The organism is Caballeronia zhejiangensis (assembly GCF_000698575.1).
GTDB lineage: Bacteria > Pseudomonadota > Gammaproteobacteria > Burkholderiales > Burkholderiaceae > Caballeronia > Caballeronia zhejiangensis.
The window spans coordinates 1-24,680 of record NZ_JFHD01000055.1; the positions used below are offsets into that span (position 1 = coordinate 1).

Sequence of the window (24,680 nt, forward strand, 5' to 3'; positions counted from 1 at the left end):
GGCAGGCGCGCGAACTGCACGCGCTCGGGCAACTGGCGGAGCGCGTGCGGGCATCGACGTCGGCGGGCGTCGAACGTCTGCCGTTCTCGCTGGACGTGAGGCCACGCTGGCCCGACACCGCGGGCATCGCGCTATTCGGCGCGCACGACGATTCGCTCGTCGACGTCCGTCCGATGGCGCTCGTCGGCACGTTGAACGCGCTGACGCCGCAAGGCCAGGTGATCTATCGCTACGACGCGCCGCGCGCGCGCGATTATCTGTCCGCGTGGCTCGCGCATCTCGCCTACTGCGCGGCGCTGCCCGACGGACCGCGCCGCACGATCTGGCATGGGCGCGGCGCACAATCGGCGGATTTCGAACTGATGCCCGTCGCCGATCCGCTCGCGCATCTCGCCGCGCTCGCGTCGCTCTATCGCGCGGGACGCCGCATGCCGCTGCGCTTCTTTCCGAAGAGCGCGTGGCTCAAGGTGAAGGAGGGCGATTCGAAAGCGCAGGCCGCGTGGGAATCCGAGCGCACGCACGCCGAATCCGACGATCCGGTGTTTCGCATCGCCTTTCGCGGCGCGGACCTCGCACTCGACGACGCCTTCGCCGCGCTCGCGCGCATCGTGTTCGAACCGCTCGTGCAACATCTGCGGAGCGGCGCATGACCAACCTGACTTCATGTCTGGACAACATCGGCGTGCAGGAACTCGACGTCTTCTCTTGCGCGCTCGACGGCGTCAATCAGATCGAGGCTTCCGCCGGCACCGGCAAGACCTGGAACATCTGCGCGCTCTACGTGCGGCTGCTGCTCGAAAAGCGCCTGTCCGTCGAGCAGATTCTCGTCGTCACGTTCACGAAGGCGGCGACCGCCGAGCTGCACGAGCGCATCCGCTCGCGGCTCGCGGGCGTTGCCCATGCGATCGAAAACGGCGATGCGGCGGGCGATCCGTTCATCGAGCAACTGTTCGACACGACGCTCGCCGGCATCGACGCAGACGAAGCCGCGAAGCGCCTGCGCATCGCGGTGTCGACCTTCGATCAGGCCGCGATCCACACGATTCACGCGTTCTGCCAGCGCGCGCTGCAGGAAGCGCCGTTCGCCGCGGCGATGCCGTTCGCGTTCGAAATGGAAGCCGACGACAGCGCGTTGCGCTTCGAACTCGCCGCCGACTTCTGGCGCGAGCGCGTCGAGCCGGTGGCGGCGCGCGTGCCGTCTTTCGCGTCGTGGCTCGTCGCGAAGGGCGCGGGTCCGGCATCGCTCGATGCGCAACTCGCGCGGCGTCTGAAGAAGCCGCTCGCGGCGCTGCGTTTCGGTGACTTCGGCGCCGCGCAAACCGCCGACATGCAGGCGCTCTTCGACCAAGCCTGCGCGTTGTGGCACGCCGAGCGCGACGGCATCGTGAAGCTGCTCTCCGACGCGAAGGATGCGCTGAAAGCGAACAGCTACAGCACGAAGATCGTCGGCGAGGCCATCGAGGCATGGAGCGCCTACTTCGCGGAAGGCGATTGCCACGCGCCGCCGCCCGAGCGGGCGCTCAAGCTCACGGCGACCGCGCTCGCCAAGGGCACCAAGGTCAAGAACACGCCGCCCGCGCACGCCTTCTTCGATCAGGCCGATGCGCTCGCCGCGTCCGCCGCCGCCGCCGAGGCATCGCAGCGCGCGATGTGGCTCGACATCGTGCGTGAATGGCTCGATCACGCGCCTTCGGAACTCGCCGCGCGCAAGCGCGCGCGCCGCGTCGTGTCGTTCGACGATCTGCTGTCGAACCTGCATCACGCGCTCGTGAAGCACGCGTGGCTCGCCGAGGCGTTGCGCGCGCGTTATCCAGCCGCGCTCATCGACGAATTTCAGGACACGGACCCGCTGCAGTTCGCGATCTTCGATCGCGTATTCGCGCCGCACGGGCCGCTCTTTCTCGTCGGCGACCCGAAGCAGGCGATCTACAGCTTCCGCGCCGCCGACCTGCACACGTATCTCGCCGCGCGCGACGGCGCGAGCGCGCGCTACACGCTCGCGGTCAACCAGCGCTCCACGCCGCCGATCATCGAGGCGTGCAACCGTTTGTTCGAGGCGAATCCGTCGGCGTTCATCCTGGATGGGCTCGACTATCAGCCGGTGCGCGCGGGCACGCGCCAGCGCGGACCGTTCGTCGACAACACGCCTGCCGCCGCGTATTCGGACATCGCGGATTTCTGCGTGTGGATGCTGCCGCACGGCGAATCGGTGCTTGTGAAAGCGAATGCGCAGCGCGATGCCGCAGAGGCCTGCGCCGCCGAGATCGCGCGGCTGTTGCGCGGTGCGCAGCGCGGCGAAGTGACCATCGGGAAAGCGCCGCTGTCGGCGGGCGATATCGCCGTGCTCGTGCGGACGCATCGGCAGGGCAGTCTCGTGAAGCGCGTGCTCGCGGCATGGGGCATCGGCAGCGTGGAGCTCGCGCAGGCGTCCGTGTTCGGCTCGCTCGATGCCGAGCAGATCGAGCGCGTGCTCGCCGCCATCGACACGCCGGGCGATCTGCGCCGCCTGCGCGCCGCGCTCGCTACCGACTGGTTCGGGCTCGACGCCGCCGCGCTCTGGCGGCTCGAACACGCGGACGCCGCCGATCCGCACGGCGAGCCGATCGATTCGACGAGCTGGGTCGAGCGCTTCTCGCGCTATCGCACGATCTGGCACGAGCGCGGCTTCGCGGTGATGTGGCGCACGCTCGCGCGCGAGCTGTCGATCGCGACGCGTCTCGTCGCACGGCCCGACGGCGAGCGCCGGCTCACGAACGTCAATCATCTGGCGGAGCTGCTGCAGGCGCGCTCGGCCGAACAGCCCGGCATCGCGCCGACGCTGCGCTGGCTCGCGGCGCAACGCGAGCAGCAGGGCGGCGGCGAGGAAGCGCAACTGCGTCTCGAATCGGACCGCAATCTCGTGCAGATCGTGACCGTGCACAAGTCGAAAGGGCTTGAGTATGCGGTCGTGTTCTGTCCGTTCCTGAACGACGGCGCGTCGCGCGAGGCGTCGAAATCCGGTTTGCCCGATGCGCGCGAGTATCACGACGACGCGGGCGTGGCGGTGCTGCATTACGGCATGGAAGGCGACGAAGACGATCTCGCGAGTGCGGCCATTGCGCGCGAGCAGGCGGCCGAGAGCGCGCGTCTCGTGTATGTCGCGCTGACGCGCGCGGTGTTCCGCTGCTATGTCGTCGCGGGTTCTTATCTGTCGAGCCGGTCGACGAAGGAGTCGCGCCGAAGCGTCCTCAACTGGCTCGTCGCGGGTGGCGGAAAAGACTTCGATGCGTTCTGCGATGCGCCGCCCGAGGAAGCGGAAATCGTCGCGGCGTGGCATGCGGTCGGGGCGCGGTCGCAAGGCGCGATCGGCGTCGCGCCGCTGCCGGTGATCGACACGCGCGAGCCGCTCGAAGCCGACGCGTCCCACGAACACGAGATCGCCGCGCGCACGAACCGGCGCATCCTGCGCGATCGCTGGCGCATGGCGAGCTTCAGTTCGCTGATCGCGGCGGGCGCGCGCGACGAGGCGAATCAGGCGCAGCCGGTGGAAGCGCGTCCGGATCACGACGAACTCGCCGCGCTCGATGACACCGCGCGCACGGACGCCGCTTCAAGTGACGAATCGCCGCTCGATCCCGACGACATTCTCGCGTTTCCGCGCGGCGCGGCGGCGGGCGAGTGCCTGCATCGCATGTTCGAGCTGGCGGATTTCACCGATGAGTCGAGCTGGCCGGCCGCCGTCGAGCGCGCGCTGCACGAGCATCCGACGCCCGCGCCGGAAGCGCTCGCGCCGCGTCTGCGTCCGATGATGCTGCGTCTCATCGGCGACACCGTGAGGAGCCAAATCGCGCCCGGCATGCGGCTCGCGACCATCCCGACGACGCGCCGCATGAACGAACTGGAGTTCCTGTTCCCGGCGGATTCGCTCGATTTCAGCGCGTTGCGGCGTCTGCTCGCGGCGCACGGTTTTCCCGACGTCGCGCTGGAGGCGGGCGCGTTGCGCGGATTCATCAAGGGTTTCATCGACATGATCGTCGAGCACGAAGGCCGTTTCTGGATCATCGACTGGAAGTCGAATCATCTGGGCGATGCCGCTTCCAACTACGCCGCCGCGCCGCTCACCACGGCAATGGCGGAGCACGCGTATCACCTTCAGGCGCTCATTTACGTGGTCGCGCTGCATCGATATTTGCGCGCGCGGCTCGCGGGCTATGCGTACGACACGCATGTCGGCGGCTATCTGTATCTGTTCGTGCGCGGCGTGCGCCCGGACTGGCGCGACGGTGAAGAAGCGTGCGGCGTGCATCGCGGACGGCCGTCGCTGGAACTGGTCGAGGCGCTCGATCGTTTGATGTCGGGAGGCGCGGCATGAGCACGCTCGATGCAATGCAGGCGACGCGCCCCGTGCCCGCGCCCGCCGATGAAAGCGCGGCGCTCGCCGAAGGTTTCGCGCGGCGCATGAGCGCGCTCGCGGCGCGCCTGAACGCAGACGAACGCAGCGTGCTGTGGGCCGAACGCGCCGCGCTCGCGATGAGCCGCGCGACCGCGCAAGGCCACGTGTGCCTGCCGCTCGCCGCGCTCGCGCGCCGTCACGACGCGCGTTTCGACGAGGCGCGTGACGCGCTGCTTGCAAGCGGTGTCGCGTGCCTCGTGCGCGGCGGCGCGCGCGCGGACGCGGCCGACCTGCTGCCGCTCGTCATCGACGAGGACGGGCGGCTTTATCTCGCGCGCTACTTCGACTACGAGCGCAGGCTCGCGTGCTCGCTCGTCGAACGTTCGCGCGATACGCGCATGACCGCTTCGCGAGAGGACATCGCGCGACAGGCCGAACGCATCGCGCGCTATTTCGGCCCGCACGCGGATGACGAGATCGACTGGCAGCGGGTCGCGGCGTTCGTCGCGCTGGCGGGACGGCTGACGATCGTGAGCGGCGGGCCGGGCACCGGCAAGACGACGACCGTCGTCGGCGTGCTCGCGTGTCTGCTCGACGCCGATCCGGACTTGCGCATCGCGCTCGCCGCGCCGACCGGCAAGGCGGCGCAGCGCATGCAGGAGGCGCTCATCGAACGCGCGGACAAGCTGCCGCCCGAACTCGCCGAACGCCTGCCGCGCACGTCGTTCACGTTGCAGCGATTGCTCGGCGTGCAGTCGGACGGGCGCTTCCGGCATCATCGCGACAATCCGTTGCCGTATGACGTGATCGTCGTCGACGAAGCCTCGATGATCGACGTCGCGCTCGCCGCCCATCTGCTCGAAGCCGTCGCGCCGGCGAGCCGTCTCGTGATGCTCGGCGACAAGGATCAACTGTCGGCGGTGGAAGCGGGCGCGGTGTTCGCGGAACTGAGCGCGGAGCCGTCGTTCAGCCATGCGGGCGTGGCGCGCATCGCGGCGGCGCTTTCGGTCGATGCGAAGCGCCTCGAAGCCGCATTGCCGACCGCCGCGCCCATCGACGATTCCGAGGGCTACGGCGATCTCTTCGACGCGAAGGCCGAGCTCGCGCTCACCGATTGCGTCGTGTGGCTGCAGAAGAACTATCGCTTCGGGCTCGATTCGGACATCGGGCGTCTGTCGATCGCAATCCGCAATGGCGACGAACGGGCCGCGCTCGATGCGCTCGATCCATCGGGCGAGCGCGCGGCCGTGCTCTTCGACGATGGCGACGCGACGCTGTCCGAGCGCACCCTCGCGCGTCTCGCGAAAGGCTTCGCGCCGTACGCGGACGCGCTATCGGCCGTGCTCGACGGCGAGCAAGCGGATCACGCCCGACTCTTCGATGCGCTGAATCGCTTCCGCGTGCTGTGCGCGACGCGCAAGGGGCCGCGCGGCGTCGACGAAGTGAACGCGCGCATCGCGGCGAAAGTGCGCGAGCAAGCGGGCATTGCGCTTGCACTCGGTGCACAGTGGTTCGCCGGACGGCCGGTGATCGTCACGCGCAACGACTACGCGCTCGGGCTTTTCAACGGCGATATCGGCATCGCGCTGCCTGGCGCCGACGGCCTGTTGCGCGTCGCGTTCCGCCTGGCCGATGGCGCGCTGCGCTACGTGTCGCCCGCTGCGCTGCCGCCGCACGACACCGCGTTCGCGCTCACCGTGCACAAGTCGCAAGGCTCGGAGTTCGAGCACGCGGCGCTCGTGTTGCCCGGCGCGTTCGTGCGCGTGTTGTCGCGCGAGCTGGTGTACACGGCGATCACGCGGGCGAAGCGCAGAGTCGAAGTGATCGGCTCGGCGGCGATCTTCGCGCAAGCCGTCCGGGAGCCGACGCGCCGCGACTCCGGGCTGGCCGCGAGAATGCGGCGCCTATCAAGGGAATTCGACCGATGACCATCACCGACAGCCTCGCCGTCCCGCCCAACGAAATCGAGCTGACGGCCGTGCGCGCGCAAGGCGCGGGCGGTCAGAACGTCAACAAGGTGTCGAGCGCGATCCATCTGCGCTTCGACATCCGCGGGTCTTCGTTGCCGGAGCACATCAAGGCGCGTCTGCTCGCGCTTTCCGACAGCCGCGTCACGCGCGAGGGCGTGATCGTCATCAAGGCGCAGGAGCATCGCACGCAGGACATGAATCGCGCGGCGGCGCTCGCGCGTCTCGACGAACTCATCCGCAGCGTGTCAATCACGCGCCGCAAGCGAATCGCGACGAAGCCGACGCGCGCATCGCAGTTGCGGCGCGTCGAAGGCAAGGTGAAACGCGGCGCGATCAAGGCGGGGCGCGGGCCGGTGCGCGGCGAATGACTCAGCTTTGCCACTTCGGCGGCATGTCGACGCGCGGCCCGAAGAACCACGACTTGAGCACGTCGCGTCCGATCACGCGGCCCAGTTCGGCGAACGCACAGTAGTTGCCGATCATCAGCACGAGAAGGATCTGGACGGCCCAGAACTGCGGCCAGTTGATATGCGCGATGAGCGCCTGATTCGCGGCAGCAAGGCCGTGGGTCTCCTTCCAGAAGTCCAGCAGCCGCTCGAGATAGTGCAGGATGCCAGCGATGGCCGTGTAGATCAGCGTTTTCCACGCGGCGTTCCAGACCAGCGGACGGTCCGGATAGCGGTTGATGAACGGCAGCATGTTGGCGATCAGCACGGACTTGCCGAGAATCAGCGAAGCGACGAGCACCGACATCGACGAGGTCAGCGAAATGCCGGTGCCCATTACCATCAACGCGCGCACGATGGCGACGGCATGCAGGAGGATGAAAAAGAAAACGGTCGGCGGGACCATTTTCATCATTTCGTGCTTGAGCTTGGCGAACAGATCGTGCATGACGGCTCCCGGCAAAAGCGCGAAGGATGACGCGGCGCCGCACGGCGTGCAACGGCATCCAAACAATTTCACCCTTGCGGACGATGCCGCCCGCACACCGCCGCTTTTCCCGAAAGCAGTATAGTCAGCGCGCGAATTTTCGCCGTCCGACGAACGGCACGCGTTTCACAACGCCCGTCGCGAGCGCGGTGCCCGCGAGCACGATCGCGCAGCCCGCCATCATGACGAGCGAGACGTGCTCGCCGAGAAAGAGCGCGCCCCACAGAATGCCGAACAGCGGAATCACGAACGTGACGGTCATCGCGCGCGCCGGGCCCGCGACCGCGACCAGATGGAAGTAGATGAAATACGCGATCCCCGTGCAGCCGATGCCGAGCGCGAGCACCGCGCCCCATGCGTGCGCGGAAACCGGCGCGGCGGGCCACGTAAAGAGCGCGATCGGCGCGAGCGTGAGCGTTGCGCCGATCATGCTGCCGGCCGCATTGGTCATCGCGTCGACGTCCATCAGATACTTTTTCGCGAAGTTGCCCGCGACGCCGTAAAGCGCCGACGCCGCCAGCGCCGCCGCCGCCGCGAGCATGCCTTGCACCGGCAGCGCGGCGGCTTGCGCGGCGTGCTGCGGCGCGATCTGGTTCCACACCAGCACGAGCACGCCCGCGAAGCCGATCGCCATGCCGATCGTGCGCGCGGTCGTCAGGCGATCCTTGAGCCACAGGAAAGCGACGAGCGCGCCGAACAGCGGCGTCGTCGCGTTGATGACGGACGTGGCCCCGGCCGAAAGCGTCAATTCGGCATACGCGAAGAGACAAAACGGCGCGGCCGAGTTGAGAATGCCGACGGCGAGCAACTGAAGCCAGCGTTTCTTCAGCGTCGCGGCGGTTTGGGCGAGCGGCCGCCGCGAAAGCAGCATCGCGATCAGGAACACGGCGCCGATGCCCACGCGCACGGCCATCAGCGGCGCGACGCCGAACTCGGCGACGCCCACGCGGATGAAGAGAAACGACGCGCCCCACAGGGCGGCGAGGACGATCAGTTGCAGCAGATTGGCGGGTGACATGGCGGGCGGACTTCGCAAGGCTCATCGAAAGTCCGCGCATGTTAGCACCGCGTTCGTCTCAGAAATGGTCCGCCGGACGAAAGCGCAAGAAGCGGGAGAAACAGGAGAAGCGCGAAAGCTCAATGCGGCGGGATCATCCACGTCAGCACGTTTTGCTGCAGCCACACGAGCACGCCGAGCAGGATCGTCAGCAAGATCGAATGCTTGAACGTGCGCGCGAACACGAGGCCTTCCTTGCCTTTGAGCTCGGTGGTCGCGACGCCGGTCGAGATGTTTTGCGGCGAGATCATCTTGCCCATCACGCCGCCCGACGAATTGGTCGCCGCCATCAGCACCGGATTGAGGTTGAGCTGGTTCGCCGCGACGACCTGCAGATTGCCGAAGAGCGCGTTGCCCGACGTGTCGCTGCCGGAGAGGAACACCGCGACCCACCCGAGGAACGCGGACACGAGCGGGAAGAACGGCCCGACCGACGCCACGCCCAGACCGAGCGTGTAGTTCATGCCCGAGTAGTTCATCAGATACGCGAGGCCGACGATCGTCGCGACCGTCAGAATGGCGATGCGCGTCTGCACCCACGTATCGCCGATCGCCGCGACGTATTCGCGCGCGGGCAGCTTCACCATCAACGCGGTGATGATCGACGCGACCAGGATCGCCGTGCCCGTCGCGAGTGGCTGGAAGTCCCAGATCGCGCCGTAAGGCTGCTTGTAGAGCGTGATGTAGACCGCCTTGTCGAGGCCCGGCCACGCGATTTTCACGTCGCCGATCATGAAGATCTTGAGCACCGTCCACACGATCACGACCACCGAGACCACGATCCACGGCACCCAGCCCTGGCCGCCCGGAATCGCCGAACGCGTCGCGCCGGCGCGCTCGACGTTCACCGCGAAGCGCTCGTCCGCGACCGGCTTCCACACGCGCAGGAACGCGATCGTCACGATCAGCGAGACGAGCGACGAAAGCACGTCGGTGAGCGCATAGCTGATGTAGTTCGACGTCACGAACTGCGTCAATGCGAACACGCCGCCCGAGACGAGCAGCACGGGCCAGATACGCATCATGTTGCGAAAGCCCGCGTAGATACCGATCACATAGAAGGGCAGAAAGAGCGCGAAGAACGGCAACTGGCGACCGACCATTTTGGCGAGCGCATCGGTGGGCAGGTGCGTCACTGCGCCGAGCACGGTGATCGGCACGCCGAGCGCGCCGAACGCGACCGGCGCCGTGTTGAAGATCAACGTGAAGGTCAGCGCTTCGAGTGTCGGGAAGCCGAGCAGGATCAAGAGCGAACTCGTGATCGCGATCGGCGTGCCGAAGCCCGAAATCCCTTCGAGCAGCGCGCCGAACGAGAAGCCGATCACGACGAGCACGATGCGCCGGTCGTTCGGCAGGTTATCGACCATCCACATGCGAAACGCTTCGAAGCGCCCCGAGCGCTGCGCGACGTTGTAGAGCAGGATCGCGGCGAAGACGATCCACATGACCGGCCACAGCGCGAACACGGCGCCGGCCGCGACCGAATCGAGCGCGAGCCCGACCGGAAAATGCCAGCCCGCGATGGCGATGACGAGCGCAAGGACCAGCCCCGCGAGCGACGCCTGCCACGCGGGACGGCGCGCCCAGCCGAGCAGCACGAGCACGAGGATGATCGGCAGCGCGGCGACGATGAAGGATGCGAACAGGGAATTGGCGATCGGGGTGAGTAGCTGGTGGAACATCGGGTCTCCTTCGTTCTGTCATGAACCGAAGCGGCGCCAACGCGAAGCCGCGATGCGCGTGGAGTTCGATGTCTGGTCGCCGGCTTAAGCAACCGCATAACGCGCACACTAAGAATAGGGCGCGAAGGGCATGCGTCAAGGCGTGAATGCCCGTCCATTCCGGCCACGGCGTGGCGCGCAGAGGTGAATGGACGTGAAGGGACGCGCCGCTTGCGGGCGCGTCATCGATGCGGACGGGGAAGCACGGACGAGCGCGATCAGCCCTCGGCGACGGCGCTCGGTGCGCTCTCGTCGCGACCGGCCGATGGCGTCTGGCGGAAGACCCACACGGTCAGAAGGCCGAGCGAGGCGAAAATCCACAGCAGGAAAAACACGAAGGCCATCATGTCCGATCCCCCGATACGGAAACGTGCGCGGAACAACGGTTATCGCCGTTGCGACTCGATGCGGGGAAGCTATGTAGCCAAAACCGTGCCAATCATCTGGCGAATAGTGGCGAAGCCTTGTCGGATAAGGAAAGTGCGCCGGCGCACGGTGAAGCGCGTCGTGCGCGCGAGCCCGTGTCGAAAGGAAAATGTTGCAGCAGTGTTACGCGGCAAGGCGACAAACGGCTTTTTGTCTCACCTGGCGTATCGCGGCGCGGCGATCAGTGTCCGCGGCCGCCGCCTCCGCCGCCATGCCAACTGCCGCCGCCGCCGTGCCAGCCTCCGCCCCCATGCCACCCGCCGCCGCCGTGCCATCCGCCACCGTGGTAGCCGCCGCGATAGCCATGTCCCCAGCAGCATCCGCTGCCGCCCCAGTAGCCGAAGCTGAACGAAACCGCCGGATAACCGTAGCCGTAGCCGTAGTACGCCGGATAGCCGTAGTACGGGTAAGCCGCATACGGCGGGTAATACGGATAGGGATACGTCCTGTAGTAGTCGGAGTACGACGAGCCGACGGCGTATTCGTACTGTGGCGGCAAGGTCGCGGATGACGTCGGCGTGGCCGCCGTGCCGGACGCGGGCAACGCAAATTCCCGCTGCGTGTAGGTCGCGCCGACGACAGGCGCGGGCGGATAAGCTGGATAAGCCGGATAACCGTAAGGGTAATAACATCCGCCGAGAAGAAGCCCGGCGGCGAGCGCTGCGGCGGCCGTCCTGGGTCCGGACATGCTGCGGGCGGAAATCATGGCACTGCTCCTTGCGTTACGGCTTGCGGGACGTGGGATCGAATGAAATTGGCCCCTTAAGAAGCAGCTTAGTCGAACGACAACCGGGAGGCGCGCCGCGTGATGTGAAAAAGCATTGCGGCGCGCGTTTATGTAACAGAAATGAAACAGCGGGTCGTTGATGGCGGCGAAACGCGTCCGTTGCGTCGTAGACGATGTTCGCGCTACTTCCCGACCTGATTGCCGATAATCCCGCCGACCGCCGCGCCGCCGAGCGTCGAAAGCGCGCTGCCGCCGATCACCGCGCCGCCCGCCGCACCGACGCCGGCGCCGATAGCCGTATCCCGTTGACGCGTGGTCATGTCGCCGCAAGCGGTCAGTCCTCCCAGAAACCCAACAATCATTGCAGCGGCGCCGATCTGTTTGATGATTTTCATGTCGACTCTCCAATTCGAAGATGAGATGAATCGGCTGCGGCTCGGCCGCATTTGCGCCGGTTCACGCACTCAACCAGCAGAAAAGATGCCCGAATCGTCGGATGAACCGCTCATTCAGGCCCGACAAGGCTTTGCGCCCGGCGCACACATAAAAAACGGCCTGCCGCACGCGCTGTGCGACAGGCCGTTGTCAGCGAGTCAGAAGCTTCAGGTCGGCTGATAGATTTCCGAGCCCTTTTTCACGAACTCGATCGCCTTCGTCTCCATGCCCTTGGCGAGCGCCTCGCTTTCGCTGACACCTTGCTTCGCCGCGAAATCGCGCACGTCCTGCGTGATCTTCATCGAGCAGAAGTGCGGGCCGCACATCGAGCAGAAATGCGCGACCTTCGCGGAATCCTTCGGCAGCGTTTCGTCGTGGAATTCGCGCGCCTTGTCCGGATCGAGACCGAGATTGAACTGGTCTTCCCAGCGGAATTCGAAGCGCGCCTTCGACAGCGCGTTGTCCCGCACCTGCGCGCCCGGATGACCCTTCGCGAGATCGGCCGCGTGCGCCGCGAGCTTGTACGTGATGATGCCTTCCTTCACGTCGTCCTTGTTCGGCAGCCCCAGGTGTTCCTTGGGCGTGACGTAGCAGAGCATCGCGGTGCCGAACCAGCCGATCATCGCAGCGCCGATGCCCGACGTGATGTGGTCGTAACCCGGCGCGATGTCGGTCGTCAGCGGCCCGAGCGTGTAGAAGGGCGCTTCGTCGCACCATTCCAGTTGCAGGTCCATGTTTTCCTTGATGAGCTGCATCGGAACGTGGCCGGGGCCTTCGATCATCACCTGCACGTCGTGCTTCCACGCGATCTGCGTCAGTTCGCCGAGCGTCTTCAGTTCGCCGAGCTGGGCTTCGTCATTGGCGTCGTAGATCGAGCCGGGGCGCAGGCCGTCGCCGAGGGAGAACGAGACGTCGTATTGCTTCATGATTTCGCAGATGTCTTCGAAGTGCTCGTAAATGAAGCTTTCCTTGTGATGCGCGAGGCACCACTTCGCCATGATCGAGCCGCCGCGCGACACGATGCCCGTCATGCGGTTCGCGGTCAGCGGCACGTATTGCAGGCGCACGCCGGCGTGAATCGTGAAGTAATCGACGCCTTGCTCCGCCTGCTCGATGAGCGTGTCGCGGAAGATTTCCCACGTCAGGTCTTCGGCCTTGCCGTTCACCTTTTCGAGCGCCTGATAGATCGGCACCGTGCCGATCGGCACCGGCGAATTGCGGATGATCCACTCGCGCGTTTCGTGGATGTGCTTGCCGGTCGACAGATCCATGACCGTGTCGCCGCCCCAGCGAATCGCCCACGTCATCTTGTCGACTTCCTCGCCGATCGACGACGTGACCGCCGAATTGCCGATGTTCGCGTTGATCTTCACGAGGAAGTTGCGGCCGATGATCATCGGCTCGCTTTCCGGGTGATTGATGTTCGCGGGGATGATCGCGCGGCCGCGCGCCACTTCCTCGCGCACGAATTCAGGCGTGATTTCCTTCGCCGCGTCCTTGCCGAACGCCGCCGCGCCGAAGGCTTGTCCGGCGTGCTGGCGGCCCATCATCTTCGCGAGCTTTTCGCCGTTGGGGCCGCTCGTGCGCAGGCTTTCGAGATACTCCGCGCGACGCTGGTTCTCGCGAATCGCGATGTACTCCATCTCCGGCGTGATGATGCCCTGGCGCGCGTAGTGCATCTGCGAGACGTTCTTGCCGGCGAGCGCGCGGCGCGGATGACGGTGCAAACCCGGAAAGCGCAGTTCGGCCGTTTTCGGATCGGCGGCGCGCTCGCGGCCGAACTCGCTCGACAGGCCGCTCAGTTCCTCGGTGTCGCCGCGCTTTTCGATCCACGCGCCGCGCAGCGCGGGCAGACCGCTGCGAATGTCGATCTGCGCGTCGGGGTCGGTGTACGGGCCCGACGTGTCGTACACGTAGACGGGCGGATTCTTCTCGCCGCCGAAGCCGTCGGGCGTGTCGGATTGCGTGATCTCGCGCATCGGCACGCGGATGTCGGGCGTCGAACCTTCGACATAGACCTTGCGCGAGTTCGGCAGCGGCGCGATGGCGGCGGCATCGACGACGGCGTTTTCCGAGAGGAACTTCGGGTTGGCATTCATGTGCTTGATCTCCTAAGGGACGATTTTTTTCAGCACGAGCGATGTCGTAGCTCGTGGTGACTCAGGAGCTAAACAGGGAGGAACGAGATGGAAAGGTACGGGTTCGGTTGAAGTGGCGTGGACTGCGGCCTATGGAACCCGAACGCTTCCCTGCGCTGGCATTATCCAGATCAGGTTCAAAGGGTATTTCTCACCCACGCCACACGAAGCGCTTCGCCGATGAAACCGCACGAAACCGCGATGTGCAACGCAGGACCCCCGCGTTAGCAGCCGACACGTTACACCGCGGCGTGGCGTCTTGGCAACCATCCCGAAAATGAGCCGATGGATGCGAGCGCTTACTGCATAATGTCGGGCGCCGCGGATTTCCGGGTTTTCCCGAAGGTCGCGCGGTCCTTCCTCGCGCCATTCCCCTTTGCTTTACGCCATGTCGTTCTGTCTGGTTTTGCCCGTTTTTCTCCGGCGCGCAGCCGTCGCCGCGGAGTGATGCATGTCCGCTCTGCCTCCGCCGCGCCTGCCGTTCAGCTTCCCTGACCGTTTTCCGTTTCGCGCGCCGCGCTCTTTTAAGGGGCAGGTCGCGCTTGCGCTGACGGTCGTCTATCTCGTTTGGGGATCGACGTATCTCGGCATCCATCTCGCGCTCGAATCTTTTCCGCCGTTGATGCTCGGCGGGCTGCGCAATCTGTTCGCGGGCATCGGGCTATTCTTGATCGCGGTGCATCGCAAGTCGGTGTGGCCCAGCGCGCGGGAAGTGCGCAACGCGGCGATCGTCGGCACGTTGCTGGAAGGTCTGTCGAGCGGGATGATGGCTTACGGCATGCGGACCGTGGGGACCGGCACGGCCGCCGTGATGGTCGCGACGGTGCCGCTTTTCGCGACGATCTTCACCGCGCTCAGCGGACGCGGCGTCGCGAAAGGCGAGTGGTTCGCGGTGGCGCTGGGTCTGCTCGGGATCGTGCTGCTGAATCACGGCGATCCCTCGCCGAGTTCGACGGTCGGCACGCTGGCGATTCTGTGCGCCGCGATCTTCTGGGCGGGCGGCGCGCATCTGGCGACGCGCCTGCCGCAGCCTTCCGATCTGCTGATGTCGACGGCGCTGCAGATCGGTTTGGGCGGATCGATCGCGACGGCGATCGCGTTCGCATCGGGCGAGCGGTTGGCGAGCGTCGGCGTCGGCGCGGGGTTCTCGTTTTTGTATCTCGTCGTGATCGGTTCGATGGCCGCTTATGTCGCGTATAACTTTCTGATACGCAATACGAGCACGATCGTCGCGACGAGTTGTCTTTATGTGAATCCGGTGGTGGCGGTTGGTTTGGGCGCGCTGCTGCTCGGGGAAATCGTCACGCAATGGACCGTGATTGCGACGGTTGTGATTCTGCTTTCCGTTGGGCTGTCGTTCTGGTTTGATCAGCGGCGGCGGGGGATGGCGTAACGGCGCACTTTCTTCGCACGATGTTTGGAAAAATGCACGACAAACCGGACTCGGCGAATTGAAATCTCGGCAATACCAGATACAAAAATTGCCGAAATCGAGCGCTCGTCCAGAGCGCATCGCACTGGTCAACATACCCATCTAGATGCGACAAAATACTCAGGCATGCTTAATTGCGGCCCTTATGTAACTATTGCATAATTGCTCTCACGCAGTCGGGTTTGTCTCTTCTATATAGTTAGGATGACAGATAATTAACTGTGCAGTTTGTCTCCCATTTTTGTAAAGCGATGCACTAAAAGTCGGGCATTTTCGGCCCGGCGAAAGGAGGATCACAACATTGAGCTAACGCAGATTATGGCATTGAGAAAAGACCGCGTTCGGCGAACCTTGGCCGGGAGCCGAACGCGTCAAAACGTACAAACAACGACGTTCTTGTTGTGAGGAAATTATAAATGAAAGTTCAACAGATGCGATTCAAGCCCGTCATGCTGGCTGTCTTGACTACCATGGCAGTTCTAGCGAGCGCCAATGTGTCGGCAGGATCGGTTAACGGGTGGAATAACAGGGTCGGCCCGAATGTGTCCCGTGATGGCACGAACGTCGTCGGCGACAACAACACGGTGTCTCGTGATGGTACCAATATCGTTGGTGACAACAACGACGCTGCGGCGACCGGAACCATGATCGGCAACGGTCAGTCGAACCGCTTGGCAGACAGCGTACTGATCGGAAACGGCGCCAACGCGTATTCAACGGGTGACGAATATTCCAATGATGCACCGGCTGTCGCGATCGGTCTGAATAGCAGTGCGCGGCAGAACAGTATTGCAATAGGTCCGAATGCCACGACCACATACGCAGATGCGATTGCCATTGGCGCAAACACTCGCGCGAGTGCGAACGGGGTAGTGATAGGTATCGATGCCTACGGAGGGGGATGGGACGCCACCGCGATCGGTGCCCAAGCTCGTGCCGACAGTTATGGTCTTGCAGTCGGAGCGAGCGCGAAGGCGTCTGGCGCGAGCCTCGCCATCGGAGCGGGTACGCAAGCCCAAAACGACAGTATTGCCATCGGAAAGGGCACACGAGCATCCGGCCAATACAGCACAGCGTTGGGCAATAATGCGATCGCCGAAGATGGCTGGTTCCCGGTGGCATTTGGCAACAATGCCCATGCGAACGGCAACGGCGCGATTGCGATCGGATATGACGCGCGAACGGACGGACCCTCGATTGCAATTGGCGCCGCTCCTTACGCTCAAGGCGATGCTAGCATCGCGATCGGTCGTTACGTTAAAGCAACGGGCAATGCCGTGACAGCACTCGGGGACAGCGCAAGAGCTACTAATGAAAATGCAACAGCGATCGGCGAAAACTCTGTCGCTGAAGGGTGGGGCTCCGTCGCAGTCGGCGGCGGGGCGAAAGCCGGCGATCACTTCTCCGCGGCGTTTGGTTCGGCGGCGAATGCTTCAGGTTGGTTGAGCATTGCTGCTGGTGGCTACAGCCGAGCAGCGGGTGAAGAAAGCGCAGCCTTCGGTAACGGCTCCTATGCTCAAAATAAATACTCGGTGGCGCTCGGCTCCGGCGCGCAATCAAGCGGTCTCAACTCAGTCGCACTGGGTGCGAACGCAAACGATTTTGGTCAAAGCAATGTGGTCAGCGTCGGTGGAGATTGGGGCTTTTCCCGACGCATTATCGGCGTAGCGAATGGAATTGACGGCAATGACGCTGTCAACATGTCGCAGCTAAACGCGGTGAGTGCCCAAGTCGCGCAGAACACAGCGAGCATCGCGGCTTTGCGTGGTGGCGTCAGAGCGACGTTCGTGGGCGCGTCGCTTCCATCGGGCGTCGAAGTCGCCGCAAAGAGCGCTCCTTCTCTGCTCGGGGCAACGTCGGACGTAGGTGCGACACCGGTGGTCTCTGCGTCAATAAGCGGCTCCAGTCTGCTGTTCGCCCTTGACGGCGATCCGTCAGAGGCTGCTGTCGCAAGCGCTACGCACTCGATGGCAATGGGCGCTAACGCTAACGCCAACGCCGACAATTCCGTCGCGCTCGGTGCCGATTCGGTCGCTAATCGCACGAACACCGTCTCGGTCGGCGCATCAGGCAGCGAACGGCAGATCACGAACGTGGCCGCCGGTACGCAAGGCACCGACGCCGTCAACGTCGATCAGTTGAACAGCGCGGTGAAGCAGGCCAACGGCTACACCGACGAGGCCATCGCAGGGGCGAATTCCTACACCGACCAAGCCGTTGCAGGTGCGAAGAACGAGATGAAGCACTACGCCGACCGCGCCGCCGCTGCAACTCTCGCGATCCCGAGCATTCCGGTGCTCAACGTCGGTGAGAAGTGGGTCGGCACGGCCGTCGGCAACTACGGCTCCGCGACGGCTGTCGGTCTCGCGGCCGCCTATCAGGCGACGGCGAACCTGAACATTGGTCTGGGGGTGTCGACAGGCACGAGCGGTCCGGTCGCAATGAAAGCACAGGCGGGATATCGCTGGTAAGCAGCTGTTGCGGAGGACGATTTTATGCGGGATCCGTCCTCCGCAGCGATCTAGATGTGTTCACAGCGGACCTGAACACGTGCGCTCGGATCATCGATTCGGCAAAGCGCGGGCGGCAGATGTAAAGCTTCAAGAGAGCGATGATCATCAGCAAGAAAATGATGAGCTATACTTATCGAGCTAAGAATGGAGCATCGATCATGCGGCTTGAAGGGGTGTACATAAATCTTGAAAGAAGTAAGGAGCGTCGACATTCAATCGAGCGTCAGCTGCATGATTTGGGCTGCGAAGATTGGATCAAGCGTTTCGCCGCAGTCGATGGAAGCACGCGTGGGCCGTTCGTCGGCGTTGTTGAAAACAGTGTTTGGGCGTGTCGACAGTCGCACACGGAGGCTATTGCGGACTCTGATGATTCGTCGGCTCTTCTGATTTTGGAGGACGATGTAGAAATCAGTCGTTCTTTTTCGAAAATAGCGAATCCAGCCACGCTAAGTGAATTTATCGCTAGACATCCGACCTGCGATATTCTTTTTTTAGACTGTTGCTCCTTCTATGCACAGGCGCCCTTCCTGTTATCTCTTAGTGAGATACAAATGAAGAATCGGATGCGCGGCGATGCTTCGGAAGAGGATAGACATGCGCTCTCAGGCGTGAGCATTATTGACGCACGTGGGATCTTTGCATATTGCTCTGCCTGTTACGTCGTGACTCCGAAGGGAAAGCAAACACTGCGGCAGCTTTTCTCTGAAGAGCCGGATCCCGGAATCGCGGTGGATATTCTGTACCGGGATTGGATTTCCAGTGGACGTGTGATGGCAAATCTGACTGTTCCGTTCCTGGCGACGCCTAGCTTTAGGAACGTTTCAACGATTCCCTATGAAAAGCTCGACTATCTCCCGGTAGGGGAGAGAGAAGGGCTCCTTGCTAACGCGATTCGGCGTCTGCTATTTGCGGGCGATCACCGGCTCGACATGACGGAAATGGCCGCGTTGATTTCCGATGCGGAAGGGTCGCCTGAATATGAACTTGGAATGAAACTGTATCAATCCTGTCGCGCAATGGCATAGCCGCAAGTGCTCCTTCTGGTTCCCTCGTCGACACGTTATCTCGTGAAGCTTGATCTGGAGAATGCCGGCGCGCGGTCAACGATGCTTGTCCACAGTTCGAGCCTCCCTGCGCCGAACCGGGGCACAGGGATTGCTAACGCCGGTTACCCGTCGCGGTGTCATTCGCGGTAAGCGTCGCCGCTGACGGTGAGCAAGGCCAAAACGGGAGAGTCCCGGCCTCAAACCTCGAAACGCACCACGCCTTACGAAACGCACCGCGGACTCAAACAACGATTAAAACCAAGAGAAAAGGTGAAACCATGAAGCTCATCCGCACCGCTGCCGCGCTTGCCGCCGTCGCCGCTTTGCTCTCCGCTTGCGGCGGAAGCTCCGATGACGTCGGCAAGGAAATCGGCGTCACTCAGCCGCAAGTCCATTTCATCCACGCGATCCCGAGCGGCCCGAACGTCGACTTCTACGACAACAGCAAGATCCTGCAGCCGAATCTCGCCTATAAGGCGGTGACGAACTTCGCGAACATCGACACGGGCCAGCACAACTTTTCCTACGCCGCCGTGAACACGACGACGCAACTCGCGACCGACACGACCATCTCGAACGCGGCGAAAGGGCACGAATACACGGTGATCGCGCTGCCGGACGCGGGCTTCGTGCCGTCGATCGCGGTGATCGACGATCCGTTCGACAAGGGCCTGCTATCGAGCAGCGCACGCGTGCGCGCGTTCAACGCATCGACGAACGCGCCGAACCTCGACATCTATCTCGTCGCGCCGGGCACGAACATCTCGACCGTCAGCCCGACGATGGCGGGCGTGGCCTACAAGAACGCCGTACCGGCGACGACGCAAGACTCGATCTACGTCTCCGGCGGCACGTATCAACTGATCGCGACGCTGCCGGGCTCGAAGACGCCGGTCTATAAATCCGCGTCGTTCGATCTCGTCAACAACGCGGACTGGCTCGTGACGACGCTGCCTTCGGGAAATGCAGCCACGCAACTCGTGCCCGAGAAGATTCGCGTGCTCGTCGCGCAGGGTGGCAACACGCAGCAGCCGGCGCTCGAACTGCCCGACACGCAATAAGGCATGAACCGCACAGCCCGGCCGGAAGAATCGGCCGGGCTTTTTCGTATCGCGCGCAGCTACTTCGCAAGGACGATGTGCGTGGCCCGCTCCGTCGGAACGTGCTCGACCGTCCGATATCCCAAAGCGCGCAAATCCAGACCGTCGAAGAGCGATTCCCCTTGCCCGAGCGCCACCGGCGCGAAAGCGAGGTGGATTTCATCCACATGGCCGGCCTGAATGTATTGCTTGACCGTGGCCGCTCCGCCGCCGATCTTGATGTCCTTCGCGCCCGCCGCTTCGCGTGCCTTTTGCAGCGCGACCTCGATGCCGTCCGAGACGAAGTGAAACGTCGTCCCGCCTTGCATCCGAATCGGCGGACGCGGGTAATGGGTCAGCACGAAAGTCGGCGCATGATAGGGCGGATCCTCACCCCACCATCCTTTCCATTGTTCATCCGGCCATTCGCCGCGAATCGGCCCGAACATGTCGCGCCCGAGGATGAACGCGCCGAATCCGTCCATCGCGCGCCGGGCGAAGTCGTCATCGACACCGGTTTCGCCGTCGTCTTTTCCCTGCATCCGCCGAAACGTCTGCGTCGGGAAAAACCACTGAAAGAGCTCCGGGCCCCGCACCCCGAGCGGATGTTCCAGACTCTGACCGGTTCCCGCGGCGAAGCCATCGAGCGAAACGCCGAACCCGGCTACTTTTACTTTGGCCATTCGTGTCTCCCTTTGCGCTGTGAATCCCGATGTCTGAAGCCAGGCATCATCGCTCAGGAAGGCATCGAGATGAGCGAACTCTATCGCAGCGAAGGGGATCTGGGTCATCGGCGTCATTGTGCAGAGAATGACGCGTGACCCGTGGGACGCCGCGAGCGGCCTGGACGACACACGAACGGCTCCAAAGACAAAAAAAATCCCGCCACGCGAAGGTGGCGGGAAGAGAGAGAACTACGTCAACGCTATGGAACGCCTGAGCGGGAACGCCGCAGCGAAGCGGCGCGCCTCGTGAATTACTTGTGCTGCTCCGCGGAGTTCGAGATGGCCTGGCCGCCCTTCGAGATGTCCTGACCGGCTCCCGAAACGGTGTTGCAGCCTGCGAGAGCCGCGCTGCCGGCGATGAGGAGTAGAGCGATGAGTCGAGTCATGTGTATTCCCCTTGGAGTTGAAATGCGTGACAGGAAAAACGGTTCGCGCATCGTGTGTGGTCGACGGGCGCCTGGCTGACGTCCTGTCTTACCGGTGTGATCAATCATAAAAAAGCGCATCGTTCGCGGATGTAGGCACGCATGCAATTCTGGTGTCGGCGTCGTCCGCATTTCGTGTCGGCGCCGTCCTACGTCGATGCCGCGACGACCGGCGCATCGGCGCTGCGCTCGCGCGGCATCGACACGCTGATCGCCGTGCCGCGCGGCGTCGCGCGCTCGATCTCGAAGCGTCCGCCGCGCGCCGACACGCGCTGCCGCATGCCGACGAGCCCATGCGTCTGCGTGCGCTTCAAATCCTGCGGCCGAATGCCGATGCCGTCGTCGGTGATCGAGAGCGACACGTTCGCTTCATCGACCGTCAGCGCCACGCGGATACGGCTCGCGTGCGCGTACTTCGCCGCGTTCGTGAGCGTCTCCTGCGCGACGCGGAAAAGCGCGATTTCGATCGCCTCGCCGAGCTTCACGTCCTCGCCCGGCAGATCGAATTCGACGTTCCAGCCGTTGCGCTGCGCGGCTTCATCGGCGAGCGAGCGCAGCGCCGTGACGAGACCGAAGTTGGCGAGCACCGTCGGGCGCATGTCCTCGATGATGCGGCGCTTCAACGCGATGCCCTGATCCAGATTGCCGAGCGCGCGCGCGAGTTTTTCGGCCATCGCGGGCTCGCTGTCCTTCAGCTTGCCGCGCACCCACGCGACATCCATCTTGCTCGCGGTGAGGATCGAGCCGAGTTCGTCGTGCAGTTCGCGCGCGAGCTCCGTCTTCTCGTTTTCGCTGACGGACTGCAAGTGCCACGCGAGCGCCTCGAGCTGACGCGTGCGCGCGAACACGAGCTGGTCGAGCTCTTCCTGCTGCGTGATGAGCGCCTTCTGCACGCGCGCCTGCTTGTCGAGCTGAATGCCGAGATTACGAAACAGCAGGATGAATAGCACGATGTTGAGGGCGCACAACGCGCCCACGCACAGCGTCGAGATGCGCTGGTCGGCGCGGCTCGCGTCGAGCGCGTGTTGCGCGCGCTGCTCTTCGTTCAGGCGCAACAGCGACAGCGCCGCATCGAGCGTGGCGCTCGCGTCGGGTGGCGGCAGCGCACGCGTGGCATCGGGCGAATCGGCGATGCGCGCGGTGCCTTGCGCGATTTCATCGTCGGCGGCGGAGCGGATCTGCGCGAAGCTCGCGAGCGCGGTGTCGTCACCGATGCGCCGGTAATACGCATCGAGCCACGCCAGCGTGCGCCGCACGCGTCCGGCCGCGTCGCGGAAATGCGCCTGATACGCGTCGTCGGCCTGTAGCGCGAAGCCGCGTTCGTCGGCGGTGAGCGCGGCGATATCGGCGGCGAGCATCGAAAGCTGCGCGGTCGCGCCTTTCGCTTCGAGCGCGGTCTCGTATTCCGACGCGATCCGCATGCGCCCCGATTCCAGAATGATCAGCCCGCCGACCGTGATCACGATCGCCACCGTCATCGCGACCGCCCAGCTATAGCGGCGCATCCAGTCGTTGAAGCGCGTGGCGCGGCGCGCGATGCCTTCGGGCGCGGGCGGCGGCGTGTCCTCGGGCAAGATCGTCGTCGGTATCTCGGTGGGCAGTACGTGGCTCATGGCGTGGGTCGTCCGGCGTTTCACTTAGAGCAGCCGATTTGAAAGCAAGTGTCGGTGGATTCCCACAGCAAAAAAGGAGCCTGCCCGAATGCGCGGCGCGCATCGCGTGGCTACGATAGTTCCGTCATCCACTCCTACGGGGAACGATCATGCTGAAGTGGGCCTTGTTTTTCGCGATCGTAGCCGTGATCGCCGGCGTGCTGGGGTTCACCGGCGTCGCTGCCGGAGCGGCCGCCATCGCCAAGTTCCTGTTCGTGCTGTTCCTGATCCTGTGCGTCGTGTTTCTCGTGCTCGGCTTCGTCGTCACGAAAAAAGCGATCGATTAGCGGCGTTCCGGACGTATCGACAAAACGTAATCAACAACTCAGGAAGGAGGTCACATGCTTCATTACGCTGCAGTCTTCTTCGTCATCGCCCTCATCGCGGCCGTGTTCGGTTTCACGGGCATCGCGGCCGGCGCGGCGGAAATCGCGAAGATCCTTTTCTTCATTTTTCTCGTCGTGTTCGTGGTCACTTTGCTGCTCGGCGTGTTCCGAACGTGACGCCCGCTTAACTAAAAGCCACGAGCCATCAAGCCGCGCGCGGGTTTTATCACCGTCGCGCGGTTTCTTCGACAGATCAGGCATGGTGTGTGCATCGGAGTATCGGATTGGATAGCAGGGCGCTATGGAAACCCTGGCGCCGAAGCCTGCTCCAGCGAACAACGTCAACTCACCTGTCAAAGAGGAGCGAACCAAATGTCCAAATCGTCTGCGGTAAACGCCGAGCCGAGCCAATCCACCGACGCCTTCGTTCTCGATGTCGAGAAGATCCGCGCCGATGCCCGGCAGCACATGGACGAAGGCGCGGTGACGACCGGCTACGGCGCCGATCGCGAGACCGTGCTGAAGCTGCTCAACGATTCGCTCGCCACGGAAATCGTCTGCACGCTGCGCTACAAGCGCCACTATTTCATGGCGAAGGGCATCCACTCGGAAGCCGTCGCACAGGAGTTTCTCGAGCACGCGAACGAGGAACAGCAGCACGCCGACACGCTCGCCGAGCGCATCGTGCAACTCGGCGGCGCGCCGAATTTCGCGCCCGACGGCCTCTCGTCGCGCTCGCATTCGCAGTACAGCGAAGGTAAGGATCTGATCGACATGATCCGCGAGAATCTGATCGCGGAGCGCATCGCGATCGACACGTATCGCGAGATCATCCGCTATCTCGGCGACAAGGACGTCACGACGCGTCGCATCTTCGAGGACATTCTCGCCGTCGAGGAAGAGCACGCCGACGACATGGCCGATCTGCTGGAAGGCCGCAACGGATGAGGACGAGGGCGCCGAGCACGCGTCGCGCGCCCGGCGCCCGCATGACATGGCCGATCCACTGGTAGCCGACCGTCCGGCAGCACGGACCACGCGAATGATTCGAGTCTTGATAGCCGACGACCACGCCATCGTGCGCAGCGGGTTCAGGCAGTTCGTCGCCGACGAACCCGACATGGAAGTCGGCGCGGAAGCCGCCACCGGCGACGAGGCCATCGCGCTCGTGCGCGCGCAGGCGTTCGATGTCGTGCTGCTCGACATCGCGATGCCCGACAAGAACGGCGTCGATACCTTGCGCGTCATCAAGCAGATCCGTCCGGAGCAGGGCGTGCTGATGCTTTCGGGCTTCCCCGAAAGCCAGTACGCAATCAACCTGCTGAAGGCGGGCGCGAACGGCTATCTGAACAAGGATGCCGCGCCCGACGAAATCGTGCGCGCGATCCGCACGGTGGCACGCGGGCATCGTTATCTGTCGGAGTTCATCGCGGATGCGCTCGCCGACAAGCTCGACAAGCCCGCCGCCGAGCGCCCGCACGAACTGCTGTCGGAACGCGAGTTTCAGATTTTCTGCAAGCTCGCGGGCGGCCAGTTGCCGACGGAAATCGCGCAGGAACTGCATCTGTCGGTGAAGACGGTGAGCACGTATCGCGCGCGCGTGCTCGAAAAAATGCGGCTTTCCAATAACGCCGACCTCACGTATTACGCGATCAAGAACGGCCTGATCGAATAGCGGCGCATCGTTCGAACATCCGCGAGAG

General features: G+C 63.9%; 21 protein-coding genes, 1 pseudogene and 1 riboswitch. Of the genes and pseudogenes, 12 read left to right on the forward strand and 10 right to left on the reverse strand.

Annotated elements, in window-relative coordinates:
- The 4 genes and pseudogenes from BG60_RS33665 to arfB all read left to right on the forward strand — a co-directional run.
- A pseudogene (locus BG60_RS33665) lies at window positions 1-650 on the forward strand (exodeoxyribonuclease V subunit gamma); the annotation flags it as partial.
- Window positions 647-4,351 (forward strand): exodeoxyribonuclease V subunit beta, encoded by a 3,705-nt coding sequence (recB, locus tag BG60_RS33670; RefSeq protein WP_051996815.1) that lies wholly within the window; start codon window positions 647-649, stop codon window positions 4,349-4,351. The pseudogene BG60_RS33665 and the gene recB, both read left to right, overlap by 4 nt.
- Window positions 4,348-6,300 carry an exodeoxyribonuclease V subunit alpha gene (recD, locus tag BG60_RS33675; protein WP_034474226.1) on the forward strand — a complete coding sequence of 651 codons (1,953 nt, stop codon included), beginning with the start codon at window positions 4,348-4,350 and terminating at the stop codon, window positions 6,298-6,300. The genes recB and recD overlap by 4 nt, the downstream gene beginning before the upstream one ends.
- Window positions 6,297-6,710 (forward strand): alternative ribosome rescue aminoacyl-tRNA hydrolase ArfB, encoded by a 414-nt coding sequence (arfB, locus tag BG60_RS33680; protein WP_034474228.1) that lies wholly within the window; start codon window positions 6,297-6,299, stop codon window positions 6,708-6,710. The genes recD and arfB overlap by 4 nt, the downstream gene beginning before the upstream one ends.
- Before the next feature lies 1 nt (window position 6,711).
- On the opposite strand, the gene BG60_RS33685 is transcribed toward arfB, so the two are convergent.
- The 7 genes from BG60_RS33685 to thiC all read right to left on the reverse strand — a co-directional run bounded on the left by BG60_RS33685 (window position 6,712) and on the right by thiC (window position 13,740).
- Window positions 6,712-7,236, reverse strand: a complete 525-nt coding sequence (locus tag BG60_RS33685) for a hypothetical protein (protein ID WP_008350584.1) — start codon at window positions 7,234-7,236, stop codon at window positions 6,712-6,714.
- A 124-nt stretch (window positions 7,237-7,360) separates the two neighbouring features.
- On the reverse strand, window positions 7,361-8,293 hold the full coding sequence (locus tag BG60_RS33690) for a DMT family transporter (protein WP_051996816.1): 933 nt from the start codon (window positions 8,291-8,293) through the stop codon (window positions 7,361-7,363).
- Between the two features lie 119 nt (window positions 8,294-8,412).
- The gene (locus BG60_RS33695; protein WP_034474233.1) at window positions 8,413-10,014 is read right to left on the reverse strand and encodes an L-lactate permease; all 1,602 of its coding nucleotides are present in this window, start codon (window positions 10,012-10,014) and stop codon (window positions 8,413-8,415) included.
- Window positions 10,015-10,271: 257 nt separating this feature from the next.
- Window positions 10,272-10,400 carry a hypothetical protein gene (locus BG60_RS40030; protein WP_268811669.1) on the reverse strand — a complete coding sequence of 43 codons (129 nt, stop codon included), beginning with the start codon at window positions 10,398-10,400 and terminating at the stop codon, window positions 10,272-10,274.
- A 260-nt stretch (window positions 10,401-10,660) separates the two neighbouring features.
- Window positions 10,661-11,185, reverse strand: a complete 525-nt coding sequence (locus BG60_RS33700) for a hypothetical protein (RefSeq protein WP_051996818.1) — start codon at window positions 11,183-11,185, stop codon at window positions 10,661-10,663.
- Between the two features lie 203 nt (window positions 11,186-11,388).
- Complete coding sequence (locus BG60_RS33705; protein ID WP_372492622.1) at window positions 11,389-11,568, reverse strand: glycine zipper 2TM domain-containing protein; 180 nt, start codon at window positions 11,566-11,568, stop codon at window positions 11,389-11,391.
- A 240-nt stretch (window positions 11,569-11,808) separates the two neighbouring features.
- Window positions 11,809-13,740, reverse strand: a complete 1,932-nt coding sequence (gene thiC, locus BG60_RS33710; protein WP_008350573.1) for a phosphomethylpyrimidine synthase ThiC — start codon at window positions 13,738-13,740, stop codon at window positions 11,809-11,811.
- Window positions 13,741-13,869: 129 nt separating this feature from the next.
- Window positions 13,870-14,010: riboswitch (TPP riboswitch) on the reverse strand.
- A 220-nt stretch (window positions 14,011-14,230) separates the two neighbouring features.
- Between thiC and BG60_RS33715 the strand changes: the two genes are divergently transcribed.
- The 4 genes from BG60_RS33715 to BG60_RS33730 all read left to right on the forward strand — a co-directional run bounded on the left by BG60_RS33715 (window position 14,231) and on the right by BG60_RS33730 (window position 19,831).
- Entirely contained in the window at window positions 14,231-15,172 is a 942-nt protein-coding gene (locus BG60_RS33715) for an EamA family transporter (RefSeq protein ID WP_034474235.1), read from the forward strand.
- 455 nt (window positions 15,173-15,627) lie between these two features.
- Complete coding sequence (locus BG60_RS33720; RefSeq protein ID WP_081851926.1) at window positions 15,628-17,682, forward strand: YadA family autotransporter adhesin; 2,055 nt, start codon at window positions 15,628-15,630, stop codon at window positions 17,680-17,682.
- 140 nt (window positions 17,683-17,822) lie between these two features.
- Window positions 17,823-18,749 (forward strand): glycosyltransferase family 25 protein, encoded by a 927-nt coding sequence (locus BG60_RS33725; RefSeq protein WP_034474239.1) that lies wholly within the window; start codon window positions 17,823-17,825, stop codon window positions 18,747-18,749.
- A gap of 299 nt (window positions 18,750-19,048) precedes the next feature.
- Entirely contained in the window at window positions 19,049-19,831 is a 783-nt protein-coding gene (locus tag BG60_RS33730) for a DUF4397 domain-containing protein (protein ID WP_008350569.1), read from the forward strand.
- A 59-nt stretch (window positions 19,832-19,890) separates the two neighbouring features.
- On the opposite strand, the gene BG60_RS33735 is transcribed toward BG60_RS33730, so the two are convergent.
- From BG60_RS33735 to BG60_RS33745, 3 genes are all read right to left on the reverse strand, one after another.
- On the reverse strand, window positions 19,891-20,532 hold the full coding sequence (locus tag BG60_RS33735) for a dihydrofolate reductase family protein (protein WP_034474241.1): 642 nt from the start codon (window positions 20,530-20,532) through the stop codon (window positions 19,891-19,893).
- 293 nt (window positions 20,533-20,825) lie between these two features.
- Window positions 20,826-20,960 (reverse strand): entericidin A/B family lipoprotein, encoded by a 135-nt coding sequence (locus BG60_RS33740; protein ID WP_008350566.1) that lies wholly within the window; start codon window positions 20,958-20,960, stop codon window positions 20,826-20,828.
- 188 nt (window positions 20,961-21,148) lie between these two features.
- A complete protein-coding gene (locus tag BG60_RS33745; RefSeq protein ID WP_034474243.1) occupies window positions 21,149-22,612 on the reverse strand; it encodes a sensor histidine kinase in 1,464 nt (487 codons plus the stop codon).
- A gap of 149 nt (window positions 22,613-22,761) precedes the next feature.
- Here BG60_RS33745 and BG60_RS37580 point away from each other — a divergent pair, with 149 nt between their 5' ends.
- The 4 genes from BG60_RS37580 (at window position 22,762) to BG60_RS33765 (ending at window position 24,652) form a co-directional block, all read left to right on the forward strand.
- On the forward strand, window positions 22,762-22,938 hold the full coding sequence (locus BG60_RS37580; RefSeq protein WP_008350561.1) for a DUF1328 domain-containing protein: 177 nt from the start codon (window positions 22,762-22,764) through the stop codon (window positions 22,936-22,938).
- Between the two features lie 54 nt (window positions 22,939-22,992).
- Window positions 22,993-23,154, forward strand: coding sequence for a DUF1328 family protein (locus tag BG60_RS37585; RefSeq protein WP_008350559.1), 162 nt, complete (start codon window positions 22,993-22,995; stop codon window positions 23,152-23,154).
- A 195-nt stretch (window positions 23,155-23,349) separates the two neighbouring features.
- Window positions 23,350-23,925 carry a ferritin-like domain-containing protein gene (locus tag BG60_RS33760; protein WP_008350558.1) on the forward strand — a complete coding sequence of 192 codons (576 nt, stop codon included), beginning with the start codon at window positions 23,350-23,352 and terminating at the stop codon, window positions 23,923-23,925.
- 94 nt (window positions 23,926-24,019) lie between these two features.
- On the forward strand, window positions 24,020-24,652 hold the full coding sequence (locus tag BG60_RS33765) for a response regulator (protein WP_008350556.1): 633 nt from the start codon (window positions 24,020-24,022) through the stop codon (window positions 24,650-24,652).
- Window positions 24,653-24,680: the final 28 nt, after the last annotated feature.

Coding starts and splice junctions, on each gene's coding strand:
- recD (WP_034474226.1), top strand. CDS start 4,348: ATGAGCACGCTCGATGCAATGCAGGCGACGCGCCCCGTGCCCGCGCCC.
- BG60_RS33760 (WP_008350558.1), top strand. CDS start 23,350: ATGTCCAAATCGTCTGCGGTAAACGCCGAGCCGAGCCAATCCACCGAC.
- recB (WP_051996815.1), top strand. CDS start 647: ATGACCAACCTGACTTCATGTCTGGACAACATCGGCGTGCAGGAACTC.
- BG60_RS33730 (WP_008350569.1), top strand. CDS start 19,049: ATGAAGCTCATCCGCACCGCTGCCGCGCTTGCCGCCGTCGCCGCTTTG.
- BG60_RS40030 (WP_268811669.1), bottom strand. CDS start 10,400: ATGATGGCCTTCGTGTTTTTCCTGCTGTGGATTTTCGCCTCGCTCGGC.
- BG60_RS37580 (WP_008350561.1), top strand. CDS start 22,762: ATGCTGAAGTGGGCCTTGTTTTTCGCGATCGTAGCCGTGATCGCCGGC.
- BG60_RS33695 (WP_034474233.1), bottom strand. CDS start 10,014: ATGTTCCACCAGCTACTCACCCCGATCGCCAATTCCCTGTTCGCATCC.
- BG60_RS33715 (WP_034474235.1), top strand. CDS start 14,231: ATGTCCGCTCTGCCTCCGCCGCGCCTGCCGTTCAGCTTCCCTGACCGT.
- BG60_RS33705 (WP_372492622.1), bottom strand. CDS start 11,568: ATGATTGTTGGGTTTCTGGGAGGACTGACCGCTTGCGGCGACATGACC.
- thiC (WP_008350573.1), bottom strand. CDS start 13,740: ATGAATGCCAACCCGAAGTTCCTCTCGGAAAACGCCGTCGTCGATGCC.
- BG60_RS33725 (WP_034474239.1), top strand. CDS start 17,823: ATGATCATCAGCAAGAAAATGATGAGCTATACTTATCGAGCTAAGAAT.
- BG60_RS33740 (WP_008350566.1), bottom strand. CDS start 20,960: ATGACTCGACTCATCGCTCTACTCCTCATCGCCGGCAGCGCGGCTCTC.
- BG60_RS33735 (WP_034474241.1), bottom strand. CDS start 20,532: ATGGCCAAAGTAAAAGTAGCCGGGTTCGGCGTTTCGCTCGATGGCTTC.
- arfB (WP_034474228.1), top strand. CDS start 6,297: ATGACCATCACCGACAGCCTCGCCGTCCCGCCCAACGAAATCGAGCTG.
- BG60_RS33685 (WP_008350584.1), bottom strand. CDS start 7,236: ATGCACGATCTGTTCGCCAAGCTCAAGCACGAAATGATGAAAATGGTC.
- BG60_RS37585 (WP_008350559.1), top strand. CDS start 22,993: ATGCTTCATTACGCTGCAGTCTTCTTCGTCATCGCCCTCATCGCGGCC.
- BG60_RS33745 (WP_034474243.1), bottom strand. CDS start 22,612: ATGAGCCACGTACTGCCCACCGAGATACCGACGACGATCTTGCCCGAG.
- BG60_RS33700 (WP_051996818.1), bottom strand. CDS start 11,185: ATGATTTCCGCCCGCAGCATGTCCGGACCCAGGACGGCCGCCGCAGCG.
- BG60_RS33720 (WP_081851926.1), top strand. CDS start 15,628: ATGAAAGTTCAACAGATGCGATTCAAGCCCGTCATGCTGGCTGTCTTG.
- BG60_RS33765 (WP_008350556.1), top strand. CDS start 24,020: ATGATTCGAGTCTTGATAGCCGACGACCACGCCATCGTGCGCAGCGGG.
- BG60_RS33690 (WP_051996816.1), bottom strand. CDS start 8,293: ATGTCACCCGCCAATCTGCTGCAACTGATCGTCCTCGCCGCCCTGTGG.